The organism is Acidobacteriota bacterium (assembly GCA_019347945.1).
GTDB lineage: Bacteria > Acidobacteriota > Thermoanaerobaculia > Gp7-AA8 > JAHWKK01 > JAHWKK01.
The window spans coordinates 1-23,554 of sequence record JAHWKK010000032.1; the positions used below are offsets into that span (position 1 = coordinate 1).

Sequence of the window (23,554 nt, forward strand, 5' to 3'; positions counted from 1 at the left end):
CCCGCCCCCCCGCCCCCCCCCCCCCCCCCCCCCCCCCCCCCCCCCCCCGCGCCGCCCGCCCCCCCCCCCCACCCCCCCACACCCCCCCCCCCCCCCCCCCACCCCCCCGCCCCCGCGCCCGTCCCGCCCTCGCCCCCCCCCGACCCCGTCCTCAATCAGGTCGGACATGTCGGACGGGTCGGACGCGCCTGTCTTCAGTTGGTCGCCTCGAGGAGACGGCGGGCGACGGTCAGGTCGGCGACGAGCATTTCCATGTAGTCGCTCCTTTGCGCCCGGTCGACGCGGAGCACGGCCGAAGGGTGGATCGTGGCGAGGGTCGAAGTCGCCCACGGAGTTTCATGGACCGTTCCCCGCTGCTTCATCAATCCGAAGCCGCGGCCGAAAATCGCTCGTGCGGCAGTCGCTCCGAGAGCGACCACGACGTCGGGACGGAGCGCGCGTCGCTCGGCCTCGAGCCACGGCCGGCAGGCCTCGATCTCGACCTGCTTCGGAGTCTTGTGGATCCTTCTTTTTCCACGCCGTTCGAATTTGAAGTGTTTGACGGCATTGGTGACGTAGACCTCGTCCCGGTCGATTCTCGCCTCGGCGAGAGCGTCGTCGAGAATGCGTCCGGCCGGACCGACGAACGGTACGCCCTGCTGGTCCTCCTGATCCCCCGGCTGCTCGCCGATGAGCATCACGCGTGAGCGTTTCAGCCCGTCGCCGAACACCGTCTGGGTGGCATGGAGGTAGAGAGGACATCCTCTGCAGGTGCTGGCTGCGCGTTCCAGCCGGGAGAGGGCAGTCGAGCTCGGTACCCAGGGTGTGGCGTCGAAATGCTCTGTCTGTGCGGCGGTCATTTGATCTCGTGGGTGTTCGTGGCCGGTCGCATTGCGTGCGAACGATGTTCCAGTGAACGCTTCTACGCAGGCGGTCGGGAAGAGTGGGGGACGTGTGGGACGAGTCAGACGAGTCGGACAGGTCGGACGTGTCGGACCCGTCTGACAGGTCGGACGGCTCATTCCGGCGGCTGGATGATGTCCGTGGAACGCGCCGCGCTCAGCGCGCGTGATGGCGGAGCAGGCTCTGGCGCATCGAGCAATAGGAAAGTATGAAGTGCGCGGAGGCCCGGGCGGCCAGCGAGAGAGCGTCGGGCACTGTGATCAGCGGATGGATGGCATTCATCGTGTGCGAGGCTCCCCCCACGAGAAGGGTCGATGATCCGACCACCGCCTCGGCGATCCGTCGGGCGTCGGACGGATCGACCGTTTCGTCTGCGCCCCCATGGACGATCAGCAGCGGGGTCTGGAGCTCGCGGAGATTCTTCTCCAGATCCAGACGTTCGGAGTTCGTCTCGAGATCATCGAGCAGCCGGGTCGAGACTTTCATCACCTGTCCCGTACGGCTGTTGACGATCTCGTCATGACCTCGTTGCCGCCAGCGCGAGATCGTTTCCTCGTCCCATCTGTTGAGGTCGGCGATCGCGCTCCACGTGACGATCGCCTGGACGAACCGGAGATCATGCGCGGCGAGCAGGGCGATTGCACCGCCTCGTGAGTGGCCCAGCAGAAAAAACGGCAAGTCGGCGAGATCGGGGCGTTGTCGGAGGGAGTCGACCACGACCCGAAGATCGTTCAACTGGGTCGAATAGGTGTCGTCGGCAAACAGATCCAGCCGCTCGAAGGTTTCGGGATCGTCTCCAATCCCGTTTCTCGACATGTCGAACCGGCAGGCGGCGAGACCGTGCTCGGCGAGTTGCTCGGTGAGCCACGGAAAGAATCCCCACTCCCGGAATCCCTTGAAGCCATGGATGATGACGGCGACGCCTCGTGCAGGATGAGGGATCCTGAGCGTGCACCGAATCGGCAGCCCTTCCATCGATTCGAGACTGAAGTCGTGAATGGAATCGTCGCCCCTCACTCGTTCAGTATCACACGTTGAAGCGGAACAGAATGACGTCGCCGTCATTGACGATGTAATCCTTGCCTTCACTGCGCATCCGTCCTTTTGCCTTCGCTCCCTGTTCGCCGCCTTCCTGGATGTAATCAGCGAACGAGATCGTCTCGGCTCGAATGAAGCCTCGCTCGAAGTCGCTGTGGATGCGGCCCGCAGCCTGTGGAGCCCGGGTGCCTTTCCGGATCGTCCACGCTCTCGCTTCCTTCGGACCGGCCGTGAAAAACGTCTGGAGCGAGAGGATCTCGTAGGCGGCGCGGATGAGCGCATTCAGCCCCGGCTCCTCGAGGCCGAGATCATTGAGGAACTCGCGTCGTTCTTCAGGCTCGAGCTGGGCAATCTGGGATTCGATCTCACCCGAGATGACGACGAGACCGCCTCCCTTTTCGTCCGCGATCCGTCGCACCGTCGCCAGGTGCTCGCTCTCCTCATCGAGGTCCTTTTCGGCGACGTTCGCCACGAAAAGTACCGGCTTGATCGTGAGAAGGTTCGATTCGCGAAGGATCCTCCGTTCCTCGTCCGTCCAGTCGATCGCGCGGATCGGCGTCCCCTCCGAGGCCGCATCGACCGCTCGCTGGAGAACGGCTGCTTCGTTCGCGGCGTCCTTGTTGCCGACGCGAGCCATCTTCGCGACCCGATCGTGACGCTTCTGGAGCGAGTCCAGATCGGCCAGCAGCAGCTCGGTCTCGATGATCTCGATGTCACGAGCCGGATCGACCGAGCCTTCGACATGAACGACGTTCGGGTCGTCGAAACACCGAACGACGTGGAGAATCGCATCCGTCTCACGAATATTGGCGAGGAACTGGTTCCCGAGACCCTCTCCTTTGCTGGCGCCCTGAACCAGTCCGGCGATGTCGACGATTCGGACGTCGGCCGGCACGATCTCCTTGCTCTTCGCGAGCTCGGCGATCCTGTCGAGGCGTGAGTCTGGGACGACGACGATGCCGACATTGGGGTCGATAGTGCAGAAAGGGTAATTCGCGCTTTCCGCTCCACCAGCGCAAAGGGCGTTGAAAATGGTGGACTTTCCGACGTTCGGTAGTCCGACGATTCCGGCAGCGAGACTGCTCATGACTCTCCTGTAGCGAGTTGTGACCGATCAGTCGCGTTGCTCATTTCGAGTTCATGTAGACTTTTCGGCATTCCGGGCGTTCTGCCCGAGAGGAGCGCAGAGACCTCATGCGCTATCCGAAACAGGAGGAACCATGAAACTGAACAGGAATTTCACCGCGATCGTCTTTGCCGCGGCAATATTCGCGGCAGTCGGCTGCGTCGAGGAGAGCACGGCTCCGGAAGCCACGGTCGGAGAACCGGTCGCAGCCGATCGATCGGCGACCACCGAAACGGTCGAAGCCATCAGGGACAAGAGCAGCGTGAGTTTCGTCGGACGCAAAGTGACGGGTCAGCACGATGGCGGATTCCGTAACTTCGACGCCAGCCTCGGCTACGTCGACGGCGAACCGGCGAACATCGACGTCGAGATCGACATGACGTCGGTCTGGACGGACAACGACCGCCTGACGAATCACCTCAAGTCCGGCGACTTCTTCCTCGTCGAGCAGTATCCGACCGCGACGTTCGAGTCGACCTCGATCGAACAGACCGCCGACGGTAATTACGAGATCACCGGAAATCTGGAGATGCGAGGCCAGGAGAACAGCGTGACGTTTCCGGCGACGGTCAATCTGACCGATGAAGAGATCCACGCGGTCTCCGAGTTCACGATCAACCGCCAGCAGTGGGGAGTTTCCTACCCGGGAATGCCGGATGATCTCATTCAGGACGAGGTCGAGATGAAACTCGATCTGACGTTTCCGATACCGGCGTCCGTCGTCCCGGCGATGGAGGAAGGGGAGTCGGTGATGCCGGCTCCGGATACCGACACTGCCGCGACCGAGTAGGTCAGTTCGGTTTTTTTGCTCTCGAGGGTCCGGCGGCGATGCGTCACCGGGCCCTCCTGGTTTTTGGCCCCTTCCGGAATCCCTTGCGCGCTCGTTCCGACCGAGGTAACCTTGCCGGCGTTCAGAGATTGGCGATCGGGTCGACCGAGACATGCTCGCCAAGGTTACGAGTGCTGCTACATTCGGTATTGACGCAGTAAAGATTACGGTCGAGGTCGACGCAGGCCGGGAGAAGGAGCTGCCCAGCTTTGCGCTCGTCGGCCTCCCCGACGCCGCGGTGAGGGAATCCTACTCCCGAGTCCGCTCCGCCCTCTACAACAGCGGTTTTGAGTTTCCGAGCCGCAATCTGACGATCAACCTCTCGCCGGCCGACGTCCGGAAGGAGGGATCCGGATTCGACCTGCCGATCGCCGTCGGGATTCTCGTGGCGGCGGGAAATCTCGACCAGTCGGTTCTGCGAGGCCGCGTCTTCGTCGGTGAGCTCTCTCTCGATGGCGCGATCGCACCGATTCGCGGGGCGCTCTCGATCTCGAACGCCGTCAGCCGTGAGCGCTCGATCGAGGAAGTCGTCGTTCCCGCCTCCAATGCGAACGAGGCGGCTTCGGTCGCAGGAGTGCGCGTGATCGGCGTTCCGCATCTTCCGGCGCTGGTCGATCACCTGCGCGGAGAATCGGCGATCGATCCGCACGTGACGCAGGCTTCCGATGAAGAGACCGAAGATGCCGCGGATTTCGCGGAGGTGAGGGGGCAGGCTTCGGGAAAACGGGCCCTCGAGGTCGCGGCTGCAGGGGGCCACAACATCATGATGATCGGTCCGCCGGGATCGGGGAAGACGATGCTTGCGCGCAGGCTCCCGTCGATTCTTCCAGACCTGTCGTCGGCCGAGGCGATCGACACGACGAGGATTCACTCGGTGGCCGGCTTGCTCGATCCGGGAGCAGGCCTGGTGAGACGGCGACCCTTCCGCGCGCCCCACCACACGATCTCATACGCTGGTCTCGTTGGCGGCGGGACGAGTCCGAGACCGGGCGAGGTCAGTCTCGCGCACAACGGAATTCTCTTTCTCGACGAGCTTCCGGAGTTTCGGCGCGACGTTCTCGAGGTGATGCGCCAGCCGATGGAGGACGGCCATGTGACGATCTCGCGCGCGTTGAGGACGCTGACGTTTCCGTCGCGCTTCACCCTCGCCGCTGCGCTCAATCCATGCCCGTGTGGTTACTTCAACGATCCGCGCAGGAGGTGCAGCTGCATGGAGATGCAGATCTCGAGATATCTCGCGCGCATCTCCGGGCCCCTTCTCGATCGGATCGACCTGCAGGTGGAGGTACCCGCGCTGAGCCCCGAAGAGATTTCGTCGACGGCGGCGGGAGAGCATTCCGTATCGATCCGGGAGCGCGTCGAAAAAGCCAGGGCGCGCCAGCGGGAGAGGTTTCGCCGTGCCCGGATCGATTCGAATGCGCAGATGACCACGCGCCACCTCCGTGCCTTCTGCGATCTCGATCGCGCGTCCCAGCGGATGCTCGAGACGGCAGTGGAGCGACTCGGCCTTTCCGCACGTGCCTGGGATCGGGTACTCAAAGTAGCGCGAACGATCGCTGATCTCGATGCTTCCGACGCCATCCGGCCGGATCACGTCGGCGAAGCGATCCAGTACCGCGCGCTCGACAAGGCCTACTTCCGATGCTGACGCAGAGCGCTCGACACCGAAACCGCCTTCCGACTACCGGAAGCGACGGATGATCGCCAGCAGTGCGGTCAGAAAGATCGAGATCACGATCATCGAGGTGATCGGTACGTAGAGACGGAATCCATCTCGCTCGATCCTGATGTCGCCGGGCAGCCTGCCGAGCCATGAGAGAGCGCCGGACCAGACGAGGATGCCGACGATCACCAGCGCGATCCCGGCAAAGACGATCATCTGACCGGCAGACGTTTGCTCCATGCGCGATGGCTCACGCAGAGACGGTGCCTGGCCGGGAATCCTCATATCCTTAAATCCTCATCCCCTTTGGCAGTGAACTTTCCCCGCCGATTGGGTTATCGTCGGTCTCGCCGTGACAATGACGACGACCCCGGACTCCTCCCGACCATCGCCGACCCCGTCGCTTTCCGATCTCGAAGAGATTCAGAAGCTCTACGACGCGGGGCAGTTTCTGAAAGCATGGAAAAGAGCGAGATCGTCAGGCGATCCTGCGCGATGGGAGCAGCCGGAAGCGCGCGTGCTCGCGGGACGTCTCATGAATCAGGTCGGTGCCGTCGGCGCCGGGAGCCGCCACCTCTACGGCACCTGGCGGCGTCATCCCGGTGACGCCGGGGCCCGCTACTACGGAGTCTTCAGCTACCGATCTTACCGCGGACCTCTTCTGGCGCGGCTCCTGATGATGGAGGTCGCTCCCGATGAGTTTCCGACCCCGAAGGACGAGTCCGACTGGCTGGGCCTCGAGGCCGGCGTCCTCGGAGATCTGCGCGATTTCGACCGTGCGGAGAAGTCGCTGGAAAGAGCACGTGAGATCTCCCCCGACAGCTCATGGCTGATGGTGGAGCGTACCGCGCTGTTCGAAAAAGAGGATCGTCTCGAGGAGGCGCTCTCCGCCAGCGAGACAGCGCTCGAACTGCGTCCCTGGTTCCATCCCGCGGTTCTGGCGCACGCGCATGTGCTCACGCTCGTGGACAGACAGATCGATGCGGTTATGTTCCTCGAGTCCGCACTCGAGCACATCGAGTCGGGGCAGGTGTGCGCATTTCTCGCGTCGCTCTACGCGGAACGGAGAATGTTCGATGAAGCGCTCAATGCATGGGCGCTTTTCGAGCGCTATTCACCGATCATGGACGAGCAACTTCGCAAACGTCACGCGGCGAGCCTGTCGCATCTGCATTACCTCGCCGGCAACTACGGGGAGTCGAAGCGTTGGGCCGAGGCGGCGGACGACCCGATGCTCGACCGCATCGCCGAACGGCTCGGGGCCGAGGCCGGGGACCGCAGACGGAAGGAGATCGCGGTTCCATTCATCAGACAGCATCATGTGACCTGTGCCCCGACCACCGTGGCGATGATCGGCCGGCACTGGAGCCGGGAGAACGATCATCTGGCGGTCGCCGAGGAGATTACATACAACGGCACGCCCACCCACCTCGAGCGGGACTGGGCGGATCGCAACGGATGGGTCACCCGCGAGTTCACGCTCGACTGGGAAGGAGCGGTCGAGCTCATCGACAGGGAGCTGCCGTTCACGCTGTCGACCTACTTCCCGGGAGGTGGACATGAACAGGCGGTCGTCGGATACGACGCATGGCGGCGAACTCTTCTCGTGCGGGATCCGGGGGCTCCGTCGCTCGCCGAGTACGACATGGAGAAACTTCTGGAGACCCAGCGATCGACCGGACCTCGATGCATGGTGATGGTGCCGGCCGAGTCAGCCGGCGAGCTGGAGGCGATCGAGCTTCGCGAATCGTGGGAGCGCGACCGTCTGTTCGAAATGCAGAAGGCGCTCGACGAGCACGACCGCGTGCGCGCGGAGCGCGAGCTGAAGGAACTTCTGGCGCGATCTCCCGATGGTCTCCCCGCCTTCGAAGGCAAGCGGATGATGGCTGCTTACGATCGCAACCTGGTCGGACTCGGACGGATCTACGACAAACAAGTCGAGAAGATGCCGGACGACCGGCTGATCCTCCACATGAGTCTTCCGATCGTGGCGGAGCTGCATGGGCGGGGCGCGGAGAAGGCGATCCTCGAAAAGCTGGTCGCCGAAGAAGATCCGGCAGCCGAATCTTTTCTCGCCCTGTCGCAGATACTCAGCTCGGAGGCCGGGCAGGAGCAGCGGGCGGAGCGCCTCCTCGAGCGCCACCTGCGACTGATCCCCGGAGATTCGAGATCAATATCGCTTCTGGCGTCACGCCGCTGGCAGGCCGGAGAGCGCCGTCTCGGCGCCGAGCTGTACCGGCTCGCCTGGACGGTTGCCGACATGGACGAAGGGATGGCGGGGCAGTTCTTCATGGCCTCCGTTCTGACCGGCGAGCGGGAAGCGGCGCTGAAGATCCTCACCGAGCGGTTCGAGCGCGATGGCCGCAAGGCAGGCTGGCCGGCGATGACTCTGCACAACGCGTTGCTCGAATCGCACCGCACGGAGGATGCGTTCCGGGTCCTGGAGAAGGCAATCGAAATGCGGCCTGAGGACGGGGATCTGCTCCTCTTCGCCGCCGATGCAGAGGCGCGTCACGGTCGGTGGTCGCGAGCGGACGAGCTCGTCGAACGGGCTGTGGGACGTGCGCACGATCGTCATGTGCGTTCCGTCCGCGCGTCGATCGCACGGTACCGCGGCCGGCTCAGAGACTCGCTCATCGAGTGGAGCAAAGTCCTCGACCGGGAGCCCCTCGCCCCGGAGGTCTGGCAGTCCGTGGCGCAGCTGACGATGCAGGTGGAGGGACCCGAGGCGGCTGCCGGAATGCTCCGATCGATGATCGAACGGTTTCCGTACCATCTTCCGCTTCGCCGTGCGCTGATCGAGTATCTGCGTGAAGGAGAGAGAGCCGAGCGCGAAGCGGAGATCCGTGCACTGCTGGAGATCGAACCTGCCGACACATGGGCGCGGCGCGAGCTCGCGATCGTCTACGCGGAGGCGGGGCGCGAACAGGATGCGCTGGGCGAGCTCCAAGCGGCCGAGAGGATCGAAGGACGCGATCCATCGACTTCGAGCCTGCGCGGCAGGATTCTCGAGCAGCTGGGCAAACCCGAGGAAGCACTGGCGGCATTCGAGGACGCAATCGCGGATGGCATCAGCGAGCCCTACGCCGTCTACTCCGTTCTCACAATGGGGGACAGCGACGAGAAGAGGCGCGAGAGAGCCACGACGATTCTCGAGCGGATGATGCAATCAGAGGCGAGCCCCGACGCGATTGTCAGCTGGTACGAAGGAAGCCGGGAGCTGTTTCTCTGGGATGAGATGTCACAGTTCCTCAGAAAGCTCCACGAAGCGCATCCTCACCAGTGGATGGGAGGAACGCTTCTCGTGCGACACCTGGTGGCTTTCGAACGGGCCGAGGATGCAGTCGAGGTGGCCCGCGGCCTGGTGCAGCGCTTCCCGTTCGTTCCGATGGTGTGGCTGCGGGCAGCCGATGCGTACGGAGCCGCAGGAAACGAGGATGAACAGCGCCGGACTCTCCAGACGGTCATGGAGCTCGATCCGACCGCCTCCGAGGCGGTCGTGAATCTGACCAACGTCATGCTCAACCGGCAGGAGGTGAGTCAGGCGAAGCAGCTTCTCGAAGAGGCATCGGCTCGCAGCCCGCTCGATCCTCTGATTCCCTACAATCTCGCGCGAGTCGCCTGGATGACGGGTAACTGGGAAGAGGCCTTCCGGTACTTCACCCGCACGCTCGTGCTCGCGCCGCACATGGAAGACTCCTGGGCCGGAGCACGCGCCTCGGCTGAGCGAATGGGAGAGCCGGGCCGGGTCGCGGAGGTCGCTGAGGAGATCGCCAGCCAGCGTCCCGGCGACCCGCGGATTCCGATCGCGAGGGCGGAGTCGGAGATCGACCCGGAAAAGAAAATTGCCATTCTCGAGGGCGCCATCCGCCAGGATCCGTTCTTCCACGACGGCTACCACGCACTGGCCGAAACGCTGGTCCAGCTCGGCCGGTTCGACGAAGCGATCGAGCTGCTCGAGTCTTTCGGAAGCGGTCAGACAGTTCTGCCGGTCGGGATTCGCGGCAGGATCGCATGGGTCCGTGGTCAAAGCGGCGAGACGGAGCAGGCGATCGCCGAGATGGGCGACCTCCTCGCCGAGAATCCGGATTACCGATGGGGAGTCGAGAAGCTTGCCGAGATGTACGTGAGTGTCGGCGACGCGGTGAACTATCGGAAGCAGGCAGCCCGTCTCACCCGGCTCGAACCGGAGAATGTCGTCTCCTGGAACAGGCTCGCCGATGCCGAGCTCTTTTCCGAGAACCTGGTGGGAGCGGAAAAGGCCCTGGAGCGCGCACTCCGCTGCGATCCCTATGACGGATGGAGCGCGTCGGTGCTATTCGACCTCGGCATCGATCGGAAGCGCTGGACAGTTGCGGAGAAGGCGCTTCAGGCCATCGAGCGCCAGCGCCAGCCGGGTGAAGCGGAGTGGCGCCGCGTCCGGCTCGCGACCTCGATGGGAGATCTCGACATCGCGCTTCGCGTCATCGAGACGCTCGCCGCCTATCCGGGGGATACGGGGCGGGGACTTCCGACCGCAATCTCGATCGCAGGGGAGCACGGCCTCGCCGGACCGGTCCGGGAAATCCTGAATGCGCAGGTTCGATCCGGCGAGGCGAGCCCGACGACGGCGGCCGAATGGGCTCGGCTGGAAGTTCGTGACGGCAAATGGAAAGAGGTCGAAAAGTACGTTGCGACGCTGACACCGGGATCCGAGCTATTCGTGGAAGTGATGCAGGCCTTTCTGGAGACGCTCGTCGAGATTCCGGGGGGACTTTCCCGGCTCGCAAAGATCCGGAAAAAGTACGACTCGTCGATCCGGTCTCATCCGAAGCTGTGGGGCACCATGCTGTGGAGCTTCTCGACGCTCGGGGAGTACCGGAAGACGCTCGAATTCGCCGGGGAGTGGGAACGTCGCGAGGGGCTCGAGCCCTGGATGCTTCTTAATGTCTCGCTCGCTCATCGCCATCTCGGCGACGACGACAGAGGAGCAGCGGCGACTGGCTTTGCGATGGAGCTTGCTCCCGATCACTCGCGCTCGTGGCATGCCACATGGGCTGCCTGGGACGCTGCGAAAGATTTCGCCGCGGAGGCCGGCGCTCTGCTCGGTGACGCTGATCCCGCGGAGCTGGATGCGGCCCACATCGCGATCAGGAGCCTGACGATTGCAGTCCTCGAGGCCGGGGGTCGCGACGAAGGCTGGCGCGAGAGAGTCGACGCACATCTCGACATCGCCATGAAGTCCTACCGCACTATCCTTCCGAGGAACGATCTCGTGCGGCGTCTGTTTTTCGCGGCGTTGCGGCTCATCAGAAGGAGCGAGGGCACCGGCTGGCTCGTCTGGAAGCGGCGCTTCAGCCTGATCCTCCGCTGACTCAGGCGGGCATCGAACCGGCACGCCGACCAATGTCTGAAGATCTGCAATCCACCTCGAGGAGTAGAAATGCCGAAGACTTTCCTTTTGAACCTGATCATGGCAGCGACACCCCTGATGGCTCAGACCACTGAGGATCCTTATATATGGCTGGAGGATATCGATGGCGAGCGTGCGATGGCCTGGGTGCGCGAGCAGAATGCCAGGACCGCGAAAGAGCTCGAATCGGAGGAAATCTATCCCCAGCTGTACCGCGATGCGCTTGCCGCTCTCAATTCCGAGAGCCGGATCCCCTCGGTGTCGATCCGCGGCGATTACGTCTACAACCTCTGGAAGGATGAAGCGCATCCTCGAGGGATCTATCGGCGCGCGACGCTCGCCAGTTTTCGCTCCGGAGACCCCGAATGGCAGACGATCTTCGACATCGATGCGATGTCGAAGGCCGATGGCGAGCAATGGGTATTCAGAGGGCTGAACTGTCTCGAACCGGAGTACCGAAAGTGCCTGCTGTCGCTTTCGCCCGGGGGAACCGACGCCGTCATGGTGCGTGAGTACGACCTCGAGGAGCTGGAGTTCGTCGAGGACGGGTTCAATCTTCCGGTCGCCAAACACCGGATTTCATGGCGTGACGAAGACGCCGTCTACATCGGCACCGACTTCGGCACCGGCACGATGACGACCTCCGGTTATCCGCGCATCGCGAAGCTCTGGAAACGGGGGACTCCGTTGGCTCAGGCGGAGATGATCCGCGAAGGAGACATCGACTCGGTTGCGGTCGCCGCCTACAGGTTGCACGGCGACGAGGTCGCCGTCGATCTCGTCAACGAGAGTCCGACGTTCTGGACGAACGACTACATCTATCTCGGGGGGGACGAGCCTCGGCCCCTCGCCCTTCCCGACAGCGCCGAGATCGAAGGGGCGTACAAGGGCGAACTGGTCATCTCGCTGAAGGAGGACTGGAATCGCGGAGGATCCAGGCTGGAGCAGGGATGGGTGCTGATCGGAAGTCCCGAGGTATTTATGGGTGATGGCGAGATCGAAGTTCTCGTCAGACCCGACGCGAGCGAGGTCGTGGAGTCGGTGAGAACGACGAAGGAGGGCATTCTCGTCACGATGCTCGACAACGTACGAGGACGCCTCTACCGCTACGAGCGGGGCGAGGATGGCTGGACCCGGAGGGAGATCTCGTTTCCGGACAACGGAGCGATCAACGTCGGCTCGGTCGACGACGCAACGGGCAACTTCTTCGTTCAGTACGAGTCGTTCACCACGCCGCCGACTCTCTATTTCGTTTCCGGTCCCTCCTGGAAACCGGTGAAGGTCGTGGCGCAGGAGCCGACATTCGGCGGCTCGCGCTACGAGGTGAGCCAGAACTGGGCGACGTCGAAAGACGGAACGAAGGTTCCCTACTTCGTCGTGATGAGGAAAGGGACGAAGCTCGACGGAACGAATCCCACCCACATCTTCTCGTACGGCGGATTCCGTAACGCGCTGACGCCGTCGTACTCCGGGTCGTACGAGGCGCACTTCGGGGCGTACGGGAAGGGCTGGCTCGATCGAGGCGGGGTGTTCGTTCTTGCGAACATTCGCGGCGGGGGAGAGTTCGGACCCGCGTGGCATGCGGCCGCTCTTCGTGAGAACCGGCCTCGTTCATTCGAAGACTTCGAGGCGATTGCCGAGGATCTGATCGAGCGGAAAATCACATCGCCGGAGCATCTCGGGATCGAGGGGCGAAGCAATGGAGGGTTGCTCGTCACCGCCACCATGACGCGCAGACCCGATCTTTACGGCGCCACGATCGTCGGATCACCGCTGGTCGACATGAAGCGCTATCACGAGCTTCTGGCCGGGGCGAGCTGGATGGCCGAGTACGGCGATCCCGATGTTCCTGCGGATTGGGAGTACATGCGGATGTGGTCGCCGTACCAGAATTTCCGCGATGGCGTCGACTATCCGCCGACATTCGTTTACGCGTCGACGCGCGACGACCGGGTTCACCCGGGACACGCGAGAAAGACGGTCGCGAAGCTTCTCGAGCTCGGCGAAGAGGTCTATTACTGGGAGAACATCGAGGGAGGCCACGGCGCGAGCAGCACCAACGAACAGACTGCGCACCGGATCGCGCTGTCGTACACGCATCTCTGGCGCGAGCTCGGAGGCTCGGGGGAAGAGCCAGCGGCGCGCCGGATCGACCGTAAAGAGTAGCCGGTTGCCGGTTGCCGGTTGCCGGTTGCCGGTTGCCGGTTACCGATTGCCAGGCTGCATCCTCACATCCTCACATCCTCACATCCTCACATCCTCACATCCTCACATCCTCACATCCTTATATCCTTACCTAATGACCAGACCGATCACCGACTTCATCGATCATCACTACCGCCACTTCAATGCGGCCGCGCTCAAGGCGGCGTCGAAGGGCTACAACGACCATCTCGACCGGGGAGGAAAGATGATGGTCACACTGGCGGGTGCGATGAGCACCGCAGAGATCGGTCTGAGCCTCGCGGAGATGATCCGTCGTGAGAAGGTTCATTTCATTACGTGCACGGGGGCGAACCTCGAGGAAGACGTCTTCAATCTGGTGGCGCACGATCACTACGAGCACGTTCCGAATTATCGCGAGCTGACTCCCGCGGACGAAGCACGACTGCTGGAGCGGCACCTCAACCGCGTCACCGATACCTGCATCCCGGAGCACGAGGCGATGCGGCGAATCGAAAAGGCGGTTCTCGACCGGTGGATGGACGCCGATGCGAAGGGGGAGCAGTACTTTCCTCACGAGTTCATGTATCAGATCCTCCTCGATGGAAAGCTCGAGACGCAGATCGATCCGAAAAACTCCTGGCTGGTCGCCGCCGCCGAGAAGAATCTCCCGATGTTCGTTCCCGGCTGGGAGGACTCGACGCTCGGCAACATGTACGCGGGCCACTGCATCGACGGGGACGTGAAGAACGTCCATACCGTCCGAACCGGGATCGAGTACATGATCGAGCTGGCCGAGATCTATACCGAAACCTCGAAAAAGTCATCGATCGGGTTCTTCCAGATCGGCGGAGGGATCGCGGGAGACTTTCCGATCTGTGTCGTTCCGATGCTTCACCAGGACCTGCGCCGCGACGATGTTCCGCTGTGGGGATATTTCTGTCAGATCAGCGACTCCACGACCAGCTACGGCTCCTACTCCGGCGCGGTTCCGAACGAGAAGATCACCTGGGGAAAGCTCGGGGTCGACACCCCGAAGTTCATCATCGAGTCCGACGCTTCGATCGTCGTGCCGCTGATGTTCGCCTACATTCTCGGAATGTAGAAAGACAGGGATCAGGATTCAGGAGCCAGGATTCAGAAGACAGGAGCCAGGAGCCAGGAGCCAGGATTCAGGATTCAGCGAGAAGCGGGGTAGATTCCGAGTCGCTGTGCTCGATCTCTCACCTTGTCATCCTGAGCCGCCGAAGGACGGCGAAGGATCTGGGGGTTGGTCGTGAATTACCGTGGTGTCTTTCCCCATCATTCAGACAAGAGCCCCCGCCCAGATCCTTCGCCGTCCTTGGCGGCTCAGGATGACAAGGGGGTGGGGCTTTCCACCTCACATCCTCATATCCTCTCCTCAAGTCTCACATCCCTGAACCCCGCTTCTCCTCTCTCCTGAATCCTGTCTCCTGAATCCTGAATCCTGTCTCCTGAATCCTGAATCCTGAATCCTGTCTCCTGAATCCTGTCTCCCGGCCCTGTTAGACTGGCGCCCGAAATTTCGGGAGGAATCATGAAACGATCGTTGCTCGCCCTCACGCTCGCTCTCGCCGCCCTCTTCGCGTACGCTCAGGATCCGCCCGATCAGGGACACGAAGGCGATCCGGCGCCCCTGCCGGAGGAGGTTGCCGAAAAGCAGGAGGGGGAAGAGCCGAAGAAGTGGGACGCATCGAATCCTCCCGGGCCGCACCACACCGCGACGATCGATGTCACGGAGGGGACCTGGCTGAGCCTCGATGTCAGCCCCGATGGTCGCGAGATCGTTTTCGACCTCCTCGGTGACCTCTACACGATTCCGATCGGTGGAGGGGAAGCCGCAAATCTCACGTCGGGGGTCGAGTGGGACATGCAGCCGCGATACAGCCCCGACGGACGATGGATCGCGTTCACGAGCGACCGCTCTGGTGGCGACAATATCTGGATCATGAAACGCGACGGATCCGATCCGCAGCAGGTCAGCAGCGAGACCTTCCGCCTGCTCAACAGCCCCGCGTGGTCTCCCGACGGAGAGTTCATCGCCGCTCGCAAGCACTTCACCTCCCGCCGCTCTCTCGGGGCCGGAGAGATCTGGCTGTACCACCGCTCGGGAAGCGACGGGCTGCAGATGACCGAAAAGCCGAACGAGCAGAAGGACCTAGGAGAACCGGCATTCAGCCCTGACGGACGGTACGTCTACTACAGTCAGGACACGACACCGGGCCCGGTCTTCGAGTACAACAAGAATCCCCACGAAGGGATCTACTCGATCAAACGGCTCGACCGGCAGACGGGTGAGACCATCACGATCCTGTCGGGCGCGGGCGGAGCCGTCCGTCCCACACCGTCGCCCGACGGCCGGTCGCTCGCATTCATCCGTCGGCTCGGAATGATGACGACCCTTCAGGTGCTCGATCTCGAGTCGGGACAGCCATCCATCCTTTACGACGGTCTCGATCGGGACATGCAGGAAACCTGGGCGATTCATGGCCTCTATCCGACAATGGCGTGGACTCCCGACAATCGATCGATCGTCTTCTGGTCGGATGGAAAGATCAACCGGATCGATGCCGCATCGAAGGAGGTCGCCGACATACCGTTCCATGTCCGGGACGAGCGGATGATGACCGGAGTCGTTCGCTTTCCGATCGAGGTCGCCCCGGAGCAGTTCCCCGTCCGGATGCTCCGGTGGGTGACTGTATCGCCCGACGAGAAGCGAGTGGTCTATGGGGCGCTCGGACGTCTCTGGATTCGCGATCTTCCGAACGGAACTCCGAGGCTTCTCACGCGCGACTTCGGCACCTTCGAGGCCTATCCTTCTTTTTCGCGCGACAGCCGGTCGGTGGTCTACGTCTCGTGGGACGACCAGGACCTCGGGGCCATTCGCGTCGTCCCTGCCAGCGGAGGGGCGAGCCGCGCCGTGACATCTGCTCCCGGTCACTATCTCGAGCCGGTCTTCAGTCCCGACGCATCGACGATCGTCTTCCGCCGCGGATCGGGCGGACACCTCGTCTCGCCGGCCTACTCCTGGGACACCGGCCTCTACCGAGTCTCCGTCCGTGGCGGAGAACCCGTTCAGATCACCGACCATGGGTACGCCCCTCAATTCGGATTCTCCGGCGACACTCTCTACTTCATGGCTTCGGAAGGGGAGGGGAAGCGGGGACTGCGGAGGATCGATCTCGACGGAAGTGACGAGAGGACTCTCTACATCAGTGAAGAGGCCACCGAGATGGCCATCTCCCCCGACGGACGATGGCTGGCGTTCACCGAGCAGTTCAACGCGTGGATCACGCCGTTCGTCTTCACCGGAAAGACGGTCTCGATCGGTCCTCGGAGCGAGACCGTTCCGATGACGAAAGTGTCGAGAGACGCTGGTGAGTATCTGCACTGGTCCGGCGATTCGCGGACGCTCTACTGGGCGCTCGGCCCGGAGCTTTTCTCGAGAGGGCTGCGGGAATCGTTCGCGTTTTTCGACGGCGCCCCGGAAGAGCTCCCACCGCTGGCTGAGAGCGGCACTCCGATCGGTTTCATGTTTCCCTACGACGAGCCGGCCGGCATGGTCGCTCTGCGCGGCGCGAAGATCATCACGATGAACGGTGACGAAGTCATCGCCGACGGAACCGTGCTGGTCGAAGGCAACCGGATTCGAGCGATCGGCCCGACCGCGTCGGTGACGGTTCCTTCGAGCGCGCGGGTCGTCGATGTCTCCGGCAAGACGATCATGCCGGGGATGATCGATGTTCACTGGCACGGCTCGATGGGGAGCGACGAGATCATTCCGGAGCAGAACTGGTATCTCTTTTCGTCCCTCGCCTACGGTGTCACATCGATTCATGACCCGTCGAACGACACGAGCGAGATCTTCGCGGCGAGCGAGCTGCAGAAGGCAGGAGCGCTCCGCGGTCCTCGTATCTTCTCGACCGGGACGATTCTTTATGGAGCTAAAGCGCCGTTCAGGGCGATCATCGAATCGCTCGACGATGCGCGGTCGCACCTCCGCCGGCTCAAGGCGGTCGGGGCATTCAGCGTGAAGAGTTACAACCAGCCGCGACGCGATCAACGACAGCAGGTGATCGAAGCTGCCCGCGAGCTCGAGATGATGGTCGTCCCCGAAGGTGGCTCCCTCTTCCAGCACAACATGACAATGATCGTCGATGGACATACGGGTATCGAGCACTCGATTCCCGTGGCGAACATTTACGATGACGTGCGTCAGTTGTGGCGCCAGTCGGAAACTGCATACACGCCGACGCTGGTCGTCGGCTTCGGAGGACTGTTCGGCGAAGAGTACTGGTACTCGAGAACCAACGTTTACGAGGACGAACGTTTGCTCCGCTATACGCCGCGTGAGTACGTCGAAGCGAGAGCACGCCGCACGATCCAGGCGGCAGACGAGGACTTCAATCACTTCAACAATGCGCGGATCGCGGCGGAGCTCGTCGACGAAGGGGTGGAAGTGCAGCTCGGCGCGCATGGGCAGAGAGAAGGTCTCGGTGCCCACTGGGAGCTGTGGATGTTTCATCAGGGAGGAATGACGAATCATGAGGCCCTCCGGTCGGCGACGCTCTCGGGAGCGAAGTACGTTGGTCTCGACGGCGACATCGGCTCGCTCGAGCCAGGCAAGCTCGCGGATCTCATCGTGCTCGACGCCGACCCGCTCGAGGACATCCGAAACTCGACCAGTGTCCGCTACACGATGGTCAACGGGCGCCTCTACGACGCGATGGAGATCAGGGAGATCGGAACCGGAGACTTCGTCCCCGAGCGGTTCTGGTTCAACAGAGAGTAGAGGCAGGATCCAGGAGTCAGGATCCAGGAACCAGGATCCAGGAACCAGGATCCAGGAACCAGGATTTGCGCGAGACGGTCAGCGTTTCGCTTTGTCTGACTTGTACTCTCAAAGTCGGAGATCCCTCGCTTCAACCCTCCTCGTCATCCTGAGCCGCCGAAGGACGGCGAAGGATCTGGTCGGGGGCTCATGAATGCAGAGGCGCGCAAAGGCATTACGCGGATTCACGACCCAGCCCCGGTCCTTCGTCGCTGGCGCTCCTCCTAATGATCTGGCGAAACGGTTAGCGTTTCGCTGGGTCGGACCCCTCCAACTACGCAGAGCTCGGGATGAGGCGGACGCCTGGCTCCTGGCTCCTGAATCCTGAATCCTGAATCCTGGCTCCTGATCCCTGATCCCTGATCCCTAATCCCTCAGAATTTCCGGACGTCCGCGGGGACCAGGACGTCGAGTGAGCTCTCCCGGACCTCGAACTCGATCTCGGCGGGGAGGTCTCGCGGCTCGCCGTCGACGTGAGCGGGCCCCTCCTTCGATCGGATGATCCGCCCCTGGCGGGCGCGCCGGATCGACACTGCGCTGGCCTGATTGAATCTGCCGGTGAACAGCTGCCAGAGAAGAAGCGGGGCTCCCAGGATCGATGCGTCGCGAAGGATGGCGATGTCGAGGGTGCCGTCCTGGAGTGATGCGAGCGGAGCCACTCTTGCCTCGTTGCCGTACTGGCCGGAGTTGGCGACCGCGATCAGGAGTGCCTCGTGCTCTTCGGTCTCCTCTCCGATCTCGAGCCGGTAGGTCTCCCGTGCATAGGACCACCAGGCGAGGGCACCTTCCTGAACGTAGCTCGCCAGACCGCGGCGTCCGGCGTCCGCGAAGCGATGTGCGACGGTTGCATCGAAGCCGATGCCGAAGATTCCGAGGAAGGGATCACCGTTGACGAGTCCCGTGTCGATCCGCTCGATCCGAGCCTGCCGGAACGTCTCGAGGGCGGCAGCCGGGTCGCAGGGAATCCCGAGGTGGCGGGCGATCCCGTTGCCCGAGCCGGTCGGAAGGATGGCGAGCGCGATGTCCGACCCGATCAGCCGTTTTCCGATCTCGTGCACGCTGCCGTCTCCGCCGACGGCACAGACGACTTCGAAGCTTTCCTGTCGGGCATATTCGATGTACTGATCGGTCTCGGCGACCGAGCTCGAGCTGAGGATCTCGAAGCTCCTTCCCATGGAGCCCGCAATCGAGGAGATCGTCTCCTCGAGCAGCCTCCTGTCGCGGGGTTTTCCGGCGCGAGGATTGAGAATGAAGAGGGTCTTCATGTTCCGGGCGGAGAGTAGCAGAACCTCCGGGCGGAACCCGCGATCGGTTGCAATGCGACGAGCAAGCGGGGGATACTTTCATCAGGGAGGAGAAAAGATGACTAACCCAGAACCAACCCCCGTACCACCACCGCGGAACGAACCCGCAACGAGTCCGGATGCCCGTCAGTGGGCAATGATCACGCACCTTTCGGCGCTCACCGGACTCATTACCGGTATCGGCTTTCTGCTCGGCCCGCTCATCGTCTGGCTCATCAAGAGGGATGAGTATCCGATGGTCGACGAGCACGGCAAGGAAGCGGTCAATTTTCAGATCACCGTGTTTATCGGCTTCGTCATCGGCGGTCTGCTCGCGATCGTGTTGGTCGGCTTCGTAATCATGCTGGCAGTTGGAATCGCAGCCGTCGTGTTTCCCATCATTGCCGGCATCAAGGCGAACGAAGGACAGTTCTATCGCTACCCCTTCACCCTCCGTCTGATCAAATAGTCCCCAGCGAGCCTCGGCTGTCGGGCCCGCCGGCCGAGGCTCGGGGGGGCGGCGCAAGTTTCGGCAAAGTGGCGATCGAATATAGCGCCGGTTTCTAACCGGCCGTTCCGCCGGTTTTCAACCGGCCCGGGACACCTTCCTCAGGGTGCCGTCGCGTCGCCGTCGACGGCGTCGTACCTCACGATGACGTTGCGAAAGCGGAGACTCTCTCGTCTCGCTTTCGCGATTCTCTCGTGGAGATTGCTCCATCCGGTCCACCGGTCGACGAACGCTTCGGCCTTCGCTGGATCCCCCGCACTCTGGATCTCCAGCACCTCTTCGAGAAGCGAAGCGACCGCGTCGTGATAGGCGGAGTAGTCGATCGCGAGCCTGTCCGTTTGCGAATCGAACTGCAGCACGCCCGTGTCGAGAAACCAGTTGAACTGCATCAGCTGCATCGTCTGGTACGGCTGGTCGCGCCGCGGCTTGACGGTCTGCAACGTTCGGAGAATCCCACTCGCATAGAGCGATCGGAGTCCGGCGTCGTCGTAGTATCCGGCGGTTCTGAGCGCGGGACCCGCGAACAGAGATACGAGGTCGGCTTTCATCTCCTCGAACGAGTCGGCGGTCGCCCCGAGAGCGACGTCGAGCGTGCGTCCTCTGACGTCGCGGTCGACTCCGAGGTAGTGACCGATCTCGTGCCAGAGCGTCCGGTCGAAGTTTGCATTCGGAGTGAGGTCGTCGCGATGAGCCGGCGCCACCACCGCGTCCCATCCGGCCTTCGTGTTCTCGAACAGCGTCGGGTTGCGCATGATGTTCTCGCGCAGGAGAATCGTCCTTCCGTAACGCTGCGAGAATAGAGGATCGTTCGGCAGGATCGTGGCGGTATTGGCTCCGCGCGCCTGCCCGAAATCGGCGATCACTTCGTAAACGCCGACCGGTATGTCGTCGCGGACACGCTTCTGCCGCTCGTATGGAAGCGAGCTCTCGATCTCCTGAATCCCCGCGATCGCCGACTTCAGCTTCGTGCTGGCTTCCTCGTCCCGTTTGAGCAGACTGAGCGACATGAATGCTTTCGCTCCATACAGCGGATCGTCGTAGGTTTCGTACGATCCGATCTGCGCGTTCAGACGGCCGAATCTTCCGGTCACCCACGAAGCGTCGCCGCTTTCGTAGTCGTCGCTCAGCAGATCCCGCGATCGGTTGCGGAGATAGCGAGCAAACTCAGCGTCGTCCTCTTCGACCGCGTCCGCGGCCTGGTTGAGGAGCTCGTAGATCTTCATGATCTCGGGCGCCCAGGCGACTGACTGAGGAATCGCGTAGAAGGGATGTTCCTCCGGGTTCGCATCCACGTGCCGAAGATGAACGGCGAGGCCCGGATGAAGCACGTGCAGAACGGGATATCGCGCCAGTGTTCCGATGTCGTGTCGGAGATTGGTGTCGCTCGAAGCTCTCACTATGGTTCGTTCGGCGAGGATCTCGTCACGCATCTCCGGGTGCCGTGCGAGATATGCGTCGATGGCTTCCCTCGTGGCGTCGGGAGGATAGATGTTGCGCACCGGTTTCTCCGGACCGACCGGGAGGAACGCCACCCGCTCGTTCTCCAGCGTCGTGACGATCGGGCCCTTGCTCAGCCGGTAGAGCGCGAGGAGGTTCCTGGTCGCGCGGCTGTCGAGCTCGACGTGCAGCGCTCTGAGCGCGGCGAGCGAGCTGAGAGCTTCCGGATGCTTCGCTTCGAGGTAGAGCTGGTGGAGGATCGCCCCGGCCTCGAGGAGATGGCCGACGGCGCGCCGCTCGCCGGGCGTCAGGTCCGACAGATCAGGATCGAGACGGATCGTGCGGGTCGCGTCGAGGATCGGCTGACTGCGATCGACCCCCCAATACCCCTCGGGGAGCTCCTGGGCAGAGGCGGTCGCAGCGATGAGGAGGAGAGCGGCGGACATCGGAGCGCTTTTCATGGCGGAACTATCGTATGCGATCTGGGAGAAACGGTTGGAGGTTGGAAGCAGGTTGGAGGTTTGAGGTTGGCGGTTGGAGGAGTACGGCCAAGCGAAGCGCCGCGCCCTCGTCATCCTGAGCAAGTGACCGGCGCCTTGCGACGGTGATCGGAAATGACACCCGTGAGTGCAGAAACAACCGAACTCGCGTACTCAAACCGACGTCATCCTGAGCGGGGGGTCGGGCGGGCAGGCGAAGGACCTCGCAGGTTGGGACATCAGCCCAAGCGAAGCGCTGCAGGAGGGTCGAAGTCCAACAATTTCGTGGTCGTTTCATCCTGAGCCGGCGAAGGATCGGGGCGGGGGCTCACTAACGAAGGCGACGCCAGCTCGCGGAATCGAATCACGAGCCTGCCCCCGGACCCGACTCCTCCAACCTCCAACCTCCTCCCGTTACAATCCCCCTCCTTGATCGATCTCGTCATCATCGCCGCCTACCTGACAGGCGTCATCGCTGCCGGAATCTGGTTCTCGAAGCGGCAGAAGTCGACCGCCCGTTACTTCCTCGCCGGCCGCAACCTCCCGTGGTGGGCGATCAGCGCGTCGATCGTGGCGACGGAGACTTCGACGATCTCCTTCATCTCGGTTCCCGGAATCGCCTACGCGTACGGCGGCGACTTCCGGTTTCTGCAGCTCGTTCTCGGGTACCTGATCGGCCGGATCGTCATCTCGATCCTCTTCATACCGTCGTATTTCCGGGAAGAGCTCGTCACCGTCTATCAGCTGCTCCAGAGCGTCTTCGGCGGCGGCGTTCGCGCTCTCTCCTCGGCGATTTTCGTCGTCATGCGGATCATCGCGGACGGAGTGCGGCTGCTGCTGACCGCGCTCGTGATCGCCGCGGTTTTCACCGCGCTCGCCCCGGATCAGGCCTCCCATCTCGTGATCCCCGCCTCGATCATCGGCCTCGGGCTGATCATGATCGTCTTCACGTTCCTCGGAGGAATCGAGGCCGTCGTCTGGATCGAGGTCGTGCAGCTCGGCATCTACATCGCCGGCGCGATCGCCGCGGCGGTCGTGCTCACCGGTCTGATCCCTGGCGGCGCAGCGGCCGCGATCGATCTCGCCGCGGCCGCCGGGAAGCTGCGCTTCTTCGACTTCGCGTTCGACATCTCGACGACATTCGGCTTCTGGGCGGGACTCATCGGGGGTTGCTTTCTCACGATGAGCACACACGGAACCGATCAGTTCATGGTGCAGAGATATCTCTCATCGCGGAGCGAGCGGGATGCGATGCTGGGCCTTCTCTCCTCCGGGGTTCTCGTTTTCGTGCAGTTCCTCGGGTTCCTCTTCATCGGGATTCTGCTTTTCGCCTTCTACCGGCCGGATCGGATTCCCGACTGGGCGACGAACGTGGCGGCGCCCTTCGATGCGCCGGATCAGGTCTTCGCGCACTTCATCGCGAATCATCTGCCGGCCGGTCTGATGGGACTCGTCGTGGCGGCCATACTCGCCGCAGCGCTGTCGTCGTCGCTCAGCTCGATCGCGTCGACCGCGACCGCGGATCTCTATGCCCCCGCGGTGAAGGGGAGGGACGATCGCCACTACCTCAATGCTTCGCGCCTTTTCACCGTCGGCGCCGGCATCGCGCAGATCATCGTCGCGCTGATTCTGATGGGGGAGACCCGCTCGGCGCTCAACATCGCGCTCTCGGTCGCATCGCTGCTCAACGGGCCGATCCTCGGGATCTTTCTTCTTGCGGCGATGGGAGTACGGGGGCCACGAGCAGCGCTGGCAGGAATGATCGCGGGCCTCGCCGCGGTGACGTGGGTCTGGCTCGGAACCTCCGCGGCCTGGCCCTGGTACGTGACCGTCGGAAGCCTCGTCACTGTCGCGGTGGGGTGGATCGTTTCGAAGGAATCGAGCGCGCAGGTCCGGTGAACA

General features: G+C 62.8%; 15 protein-coding genes. 8 read left to right on the plus strand and 7 right to left on the minus strand.

Annotation, left to right across the window (positions count from 1 at the left end):
* Positions 1 to 194 precede the first annotated feature (194 nt).
* The 3 genes from KY459_15210 to ychF form a co-directional block, all read right to left on the minus strand.
* A complete protein-coding gene (locus KY459_15210) occupies positions 195 to 839 on the minus strand; it encodes a UdgX family uracil-DNA binding protein (protein MBW3566057.1) in 645 nt (214 codons plus the stop codon).
* A 199-nt stretch (positions 840 to 1,038) separates the two neighbouring features.
* Positions 1,039 to 1,899 carry a lysophospholipase gene (locus KY459_15215; protein ID MBW3566058.1) on the minus strand — a complete coding sequence of 287 codons (861 nt, stop codon included), beginning with the start codon at positions 1,897 to 1,899 and terminating at the stop codon, positions 1,039 to 1,041.
* A 10-nt stretch (positions 1,900 to 1,909) separates the two neighbouring features.
* Complete coding sequence (gene ychF / locus KY459_15220; GenBank protein ID MBW3566059.1) at positions 1,910 to 3,007, minus strand: redox-regulated ATPase YchF; 1,098 nt, start codon at positions 3,005 to 3,007, stop codon at positions 1,910 to 1,912.
* 133 nt (positions 3,008 to 3,140) lie between these two features.
* Between ychF and KY459_15225 the strand changes: the two genes are divergently transcribed.
* Both KY459_15225 and KY459_15230 read left to right on the plus strand, forming a co-directional pair.
* Positions 3,141 to 3,836 carry a YceI family protein gene (locus KY459_15225; GenBank protein MBW3566060.1) on the plus strand — a complete coding sequence of 232 codons (696 nt, stop codon included), beginning with the start codon at positions 3,141 to 3,143 and terminating at the stop codon, positions 3,834 to 3,836.
* Between the two features lie 151 nt (positions 3,837 to 3,987).
* A complete protein-coding gene (locus KY459_15230) occupies positions 3,988 to 5,523 on the plus strand; it encodes a YifB family Mg chelatase-like AAA ATPase (protein MBW3566061.1) in 1,536 nt (511 codons plus the stop codon).
* A 33-nt stretch (positions 5,524 to 5,556) separates the two neighbouring features.
* Here the strand turns inward: KY459_15230 and KY459_15235 are convergent, their stop codons facing one another.
* Positions 5,557 to 5,778, minus strand: coding sequence for a DUF2905 domain-containing protein (locus KY459_15235; GenBank protein MBW3566062.1), 222 nt, complete (start codon positions 5,776 to 5,778; stop codon positions 5,557 to 5,559).
* Positions 5,779 to 5,896: 118 nt separating this feature from the next.
* Here KY459_15235 and KY459_15240 point away from each other — a divergent pair, with 118 nt between their 5' ends.
* The 3 genes from KY459_15240 (at position 5,897) to KY459_15250 (ending at position 14,198) form a co-directional block, all read left to right on the plus strand.
* The gene (locus KY459_15240; GenBank protein MBW3566063.1) at positions 5,897 to 10,891 is read left to right on the plus strand and encodes a tetratricopeptide repeat protein; all 4,995 of its coding nucleotides are present in this window, start codon (positions 5,897 to 5,899) and stop codon (positions 10,889 to 10,891) included.
* Positions 10,892 to 10,960: 69 nt separating this feature from the next.
* Positions 10,961 to 13,096, plus strand: a complete 2,136-nt coding sequence (locus tag KY459_15245; GenBank protein ID MBW3566064.1) for a prolyl oligopeptidase family serine peptidase — start codon at positions 10,961 to 10,963, stop codon at positions 13,094 to 13,096.
* Between the two features lie 133 nt (positions 13,097 to 13,229).
* A complete protein-coding gene (locus tag KY459_15250) occupies positions 13,230 to 14,198 on the plus strand; it encodes a deoxyhypusine synthase family protein (GenBank protein ID MBW3566065.1) in 969 nt (322 codons plus the stop codon).
* A gap of 284 nt (positions 14,199 to 14,482) precedes the next feature.
* Here KY459_15250 and KY459_15255 read toward each other — a convergent pair whose 3' ends face one another.
* On the minus strand, positions 14,483 to 14,653 hold the full coding sequence (locus tag KY459_15255; protein MBW3566066.1) for a hypothetical protein: 171 nt from the start codon (positions 14,651 to 14,653) through the stop codon (positions 14,483 to 14,485).
* On the opposite strand from KY459_15255, the gene KY459_15260 reads away from it, so the two are divergent.
* Positions 14,652 to 17,906, plus strand: a complete 3,255-nt coding sequence (locus KY459_15260; protein ID MBW3566067.1) for an amidohydrolase family protein — start codon at positions 14,652 to 14,654, stop codon at positions 17,904 to 17,906. The two genes, KY459_15255 and KY459_15260, sit on opposite strands and share 2 nt — an antisense overlap.
* 413 nt (positions 17,907 to 18,319) lie before the next feature.
* Here the strand turns inward: KY459_15260 and KY459_15265 are convergent, their stop codons facing one another.
* The gene (locus tag KY459_15265; GenBank protein ID MBW3566068.1) at positions 18,320 to 19,210 is read right to left on the minus strand and encodes a YegS/Rv2252/BmrU family lipid kinase; all 891 of its coding nucleotides are present in this window, start codon (positions 19,208 to 19,210) and stop codon (positions 18,320 to 18,322) included.
* A gap of 97 nt (positions 19,211 to 19,307) precedes the next feature.
* On the opposite strand from KY459_15265, the gene KY459_15270 reads away from it, so the two are divergent.
* Positions 19,308 to 19,697, plus strand: coding sequence for a DUF4870 domain-containing protein (locus KY459_15270; GenBank protein MBW3566069.1), 390 nt, complete (start codon positions 19,308 to 19,310; stop codon positions 19,695 to 19,697).
* Positions 19,698 to 19,837: 140 nt separating this feature from the next.
* Here the strand turns inward: KY459_15270 and KY459_15275 are convergent, their stop codons facing one another.
* Complete coding sequence (locus KY459_15275) at positions 19,838 to 21,634, minus strand: NUDIX hydrolase (protein MBW3566070.1); 1,797 nt, start codon at positions 21,632 to 21,634, stop codon at positions 19,838 to 19,840.
* 447 nt (positions 21,635 to 22,081) lie between these two features.
* On the opposite strand from KY459_15275, the gene KY459_15280 reads away from it, so the two are divergent.
* Entirely contained in the window at positions 22,082 to 23,551 is a 1,470-nt protein-coding gene (locus KY459_15280) for a sodium/solute symporter (GenBank protein ID MBW3566071.1), read from the plus strand.
* The last annotated feature ends 3 nt before the right edge of the window (positions 23,552 to 23,554 follow it).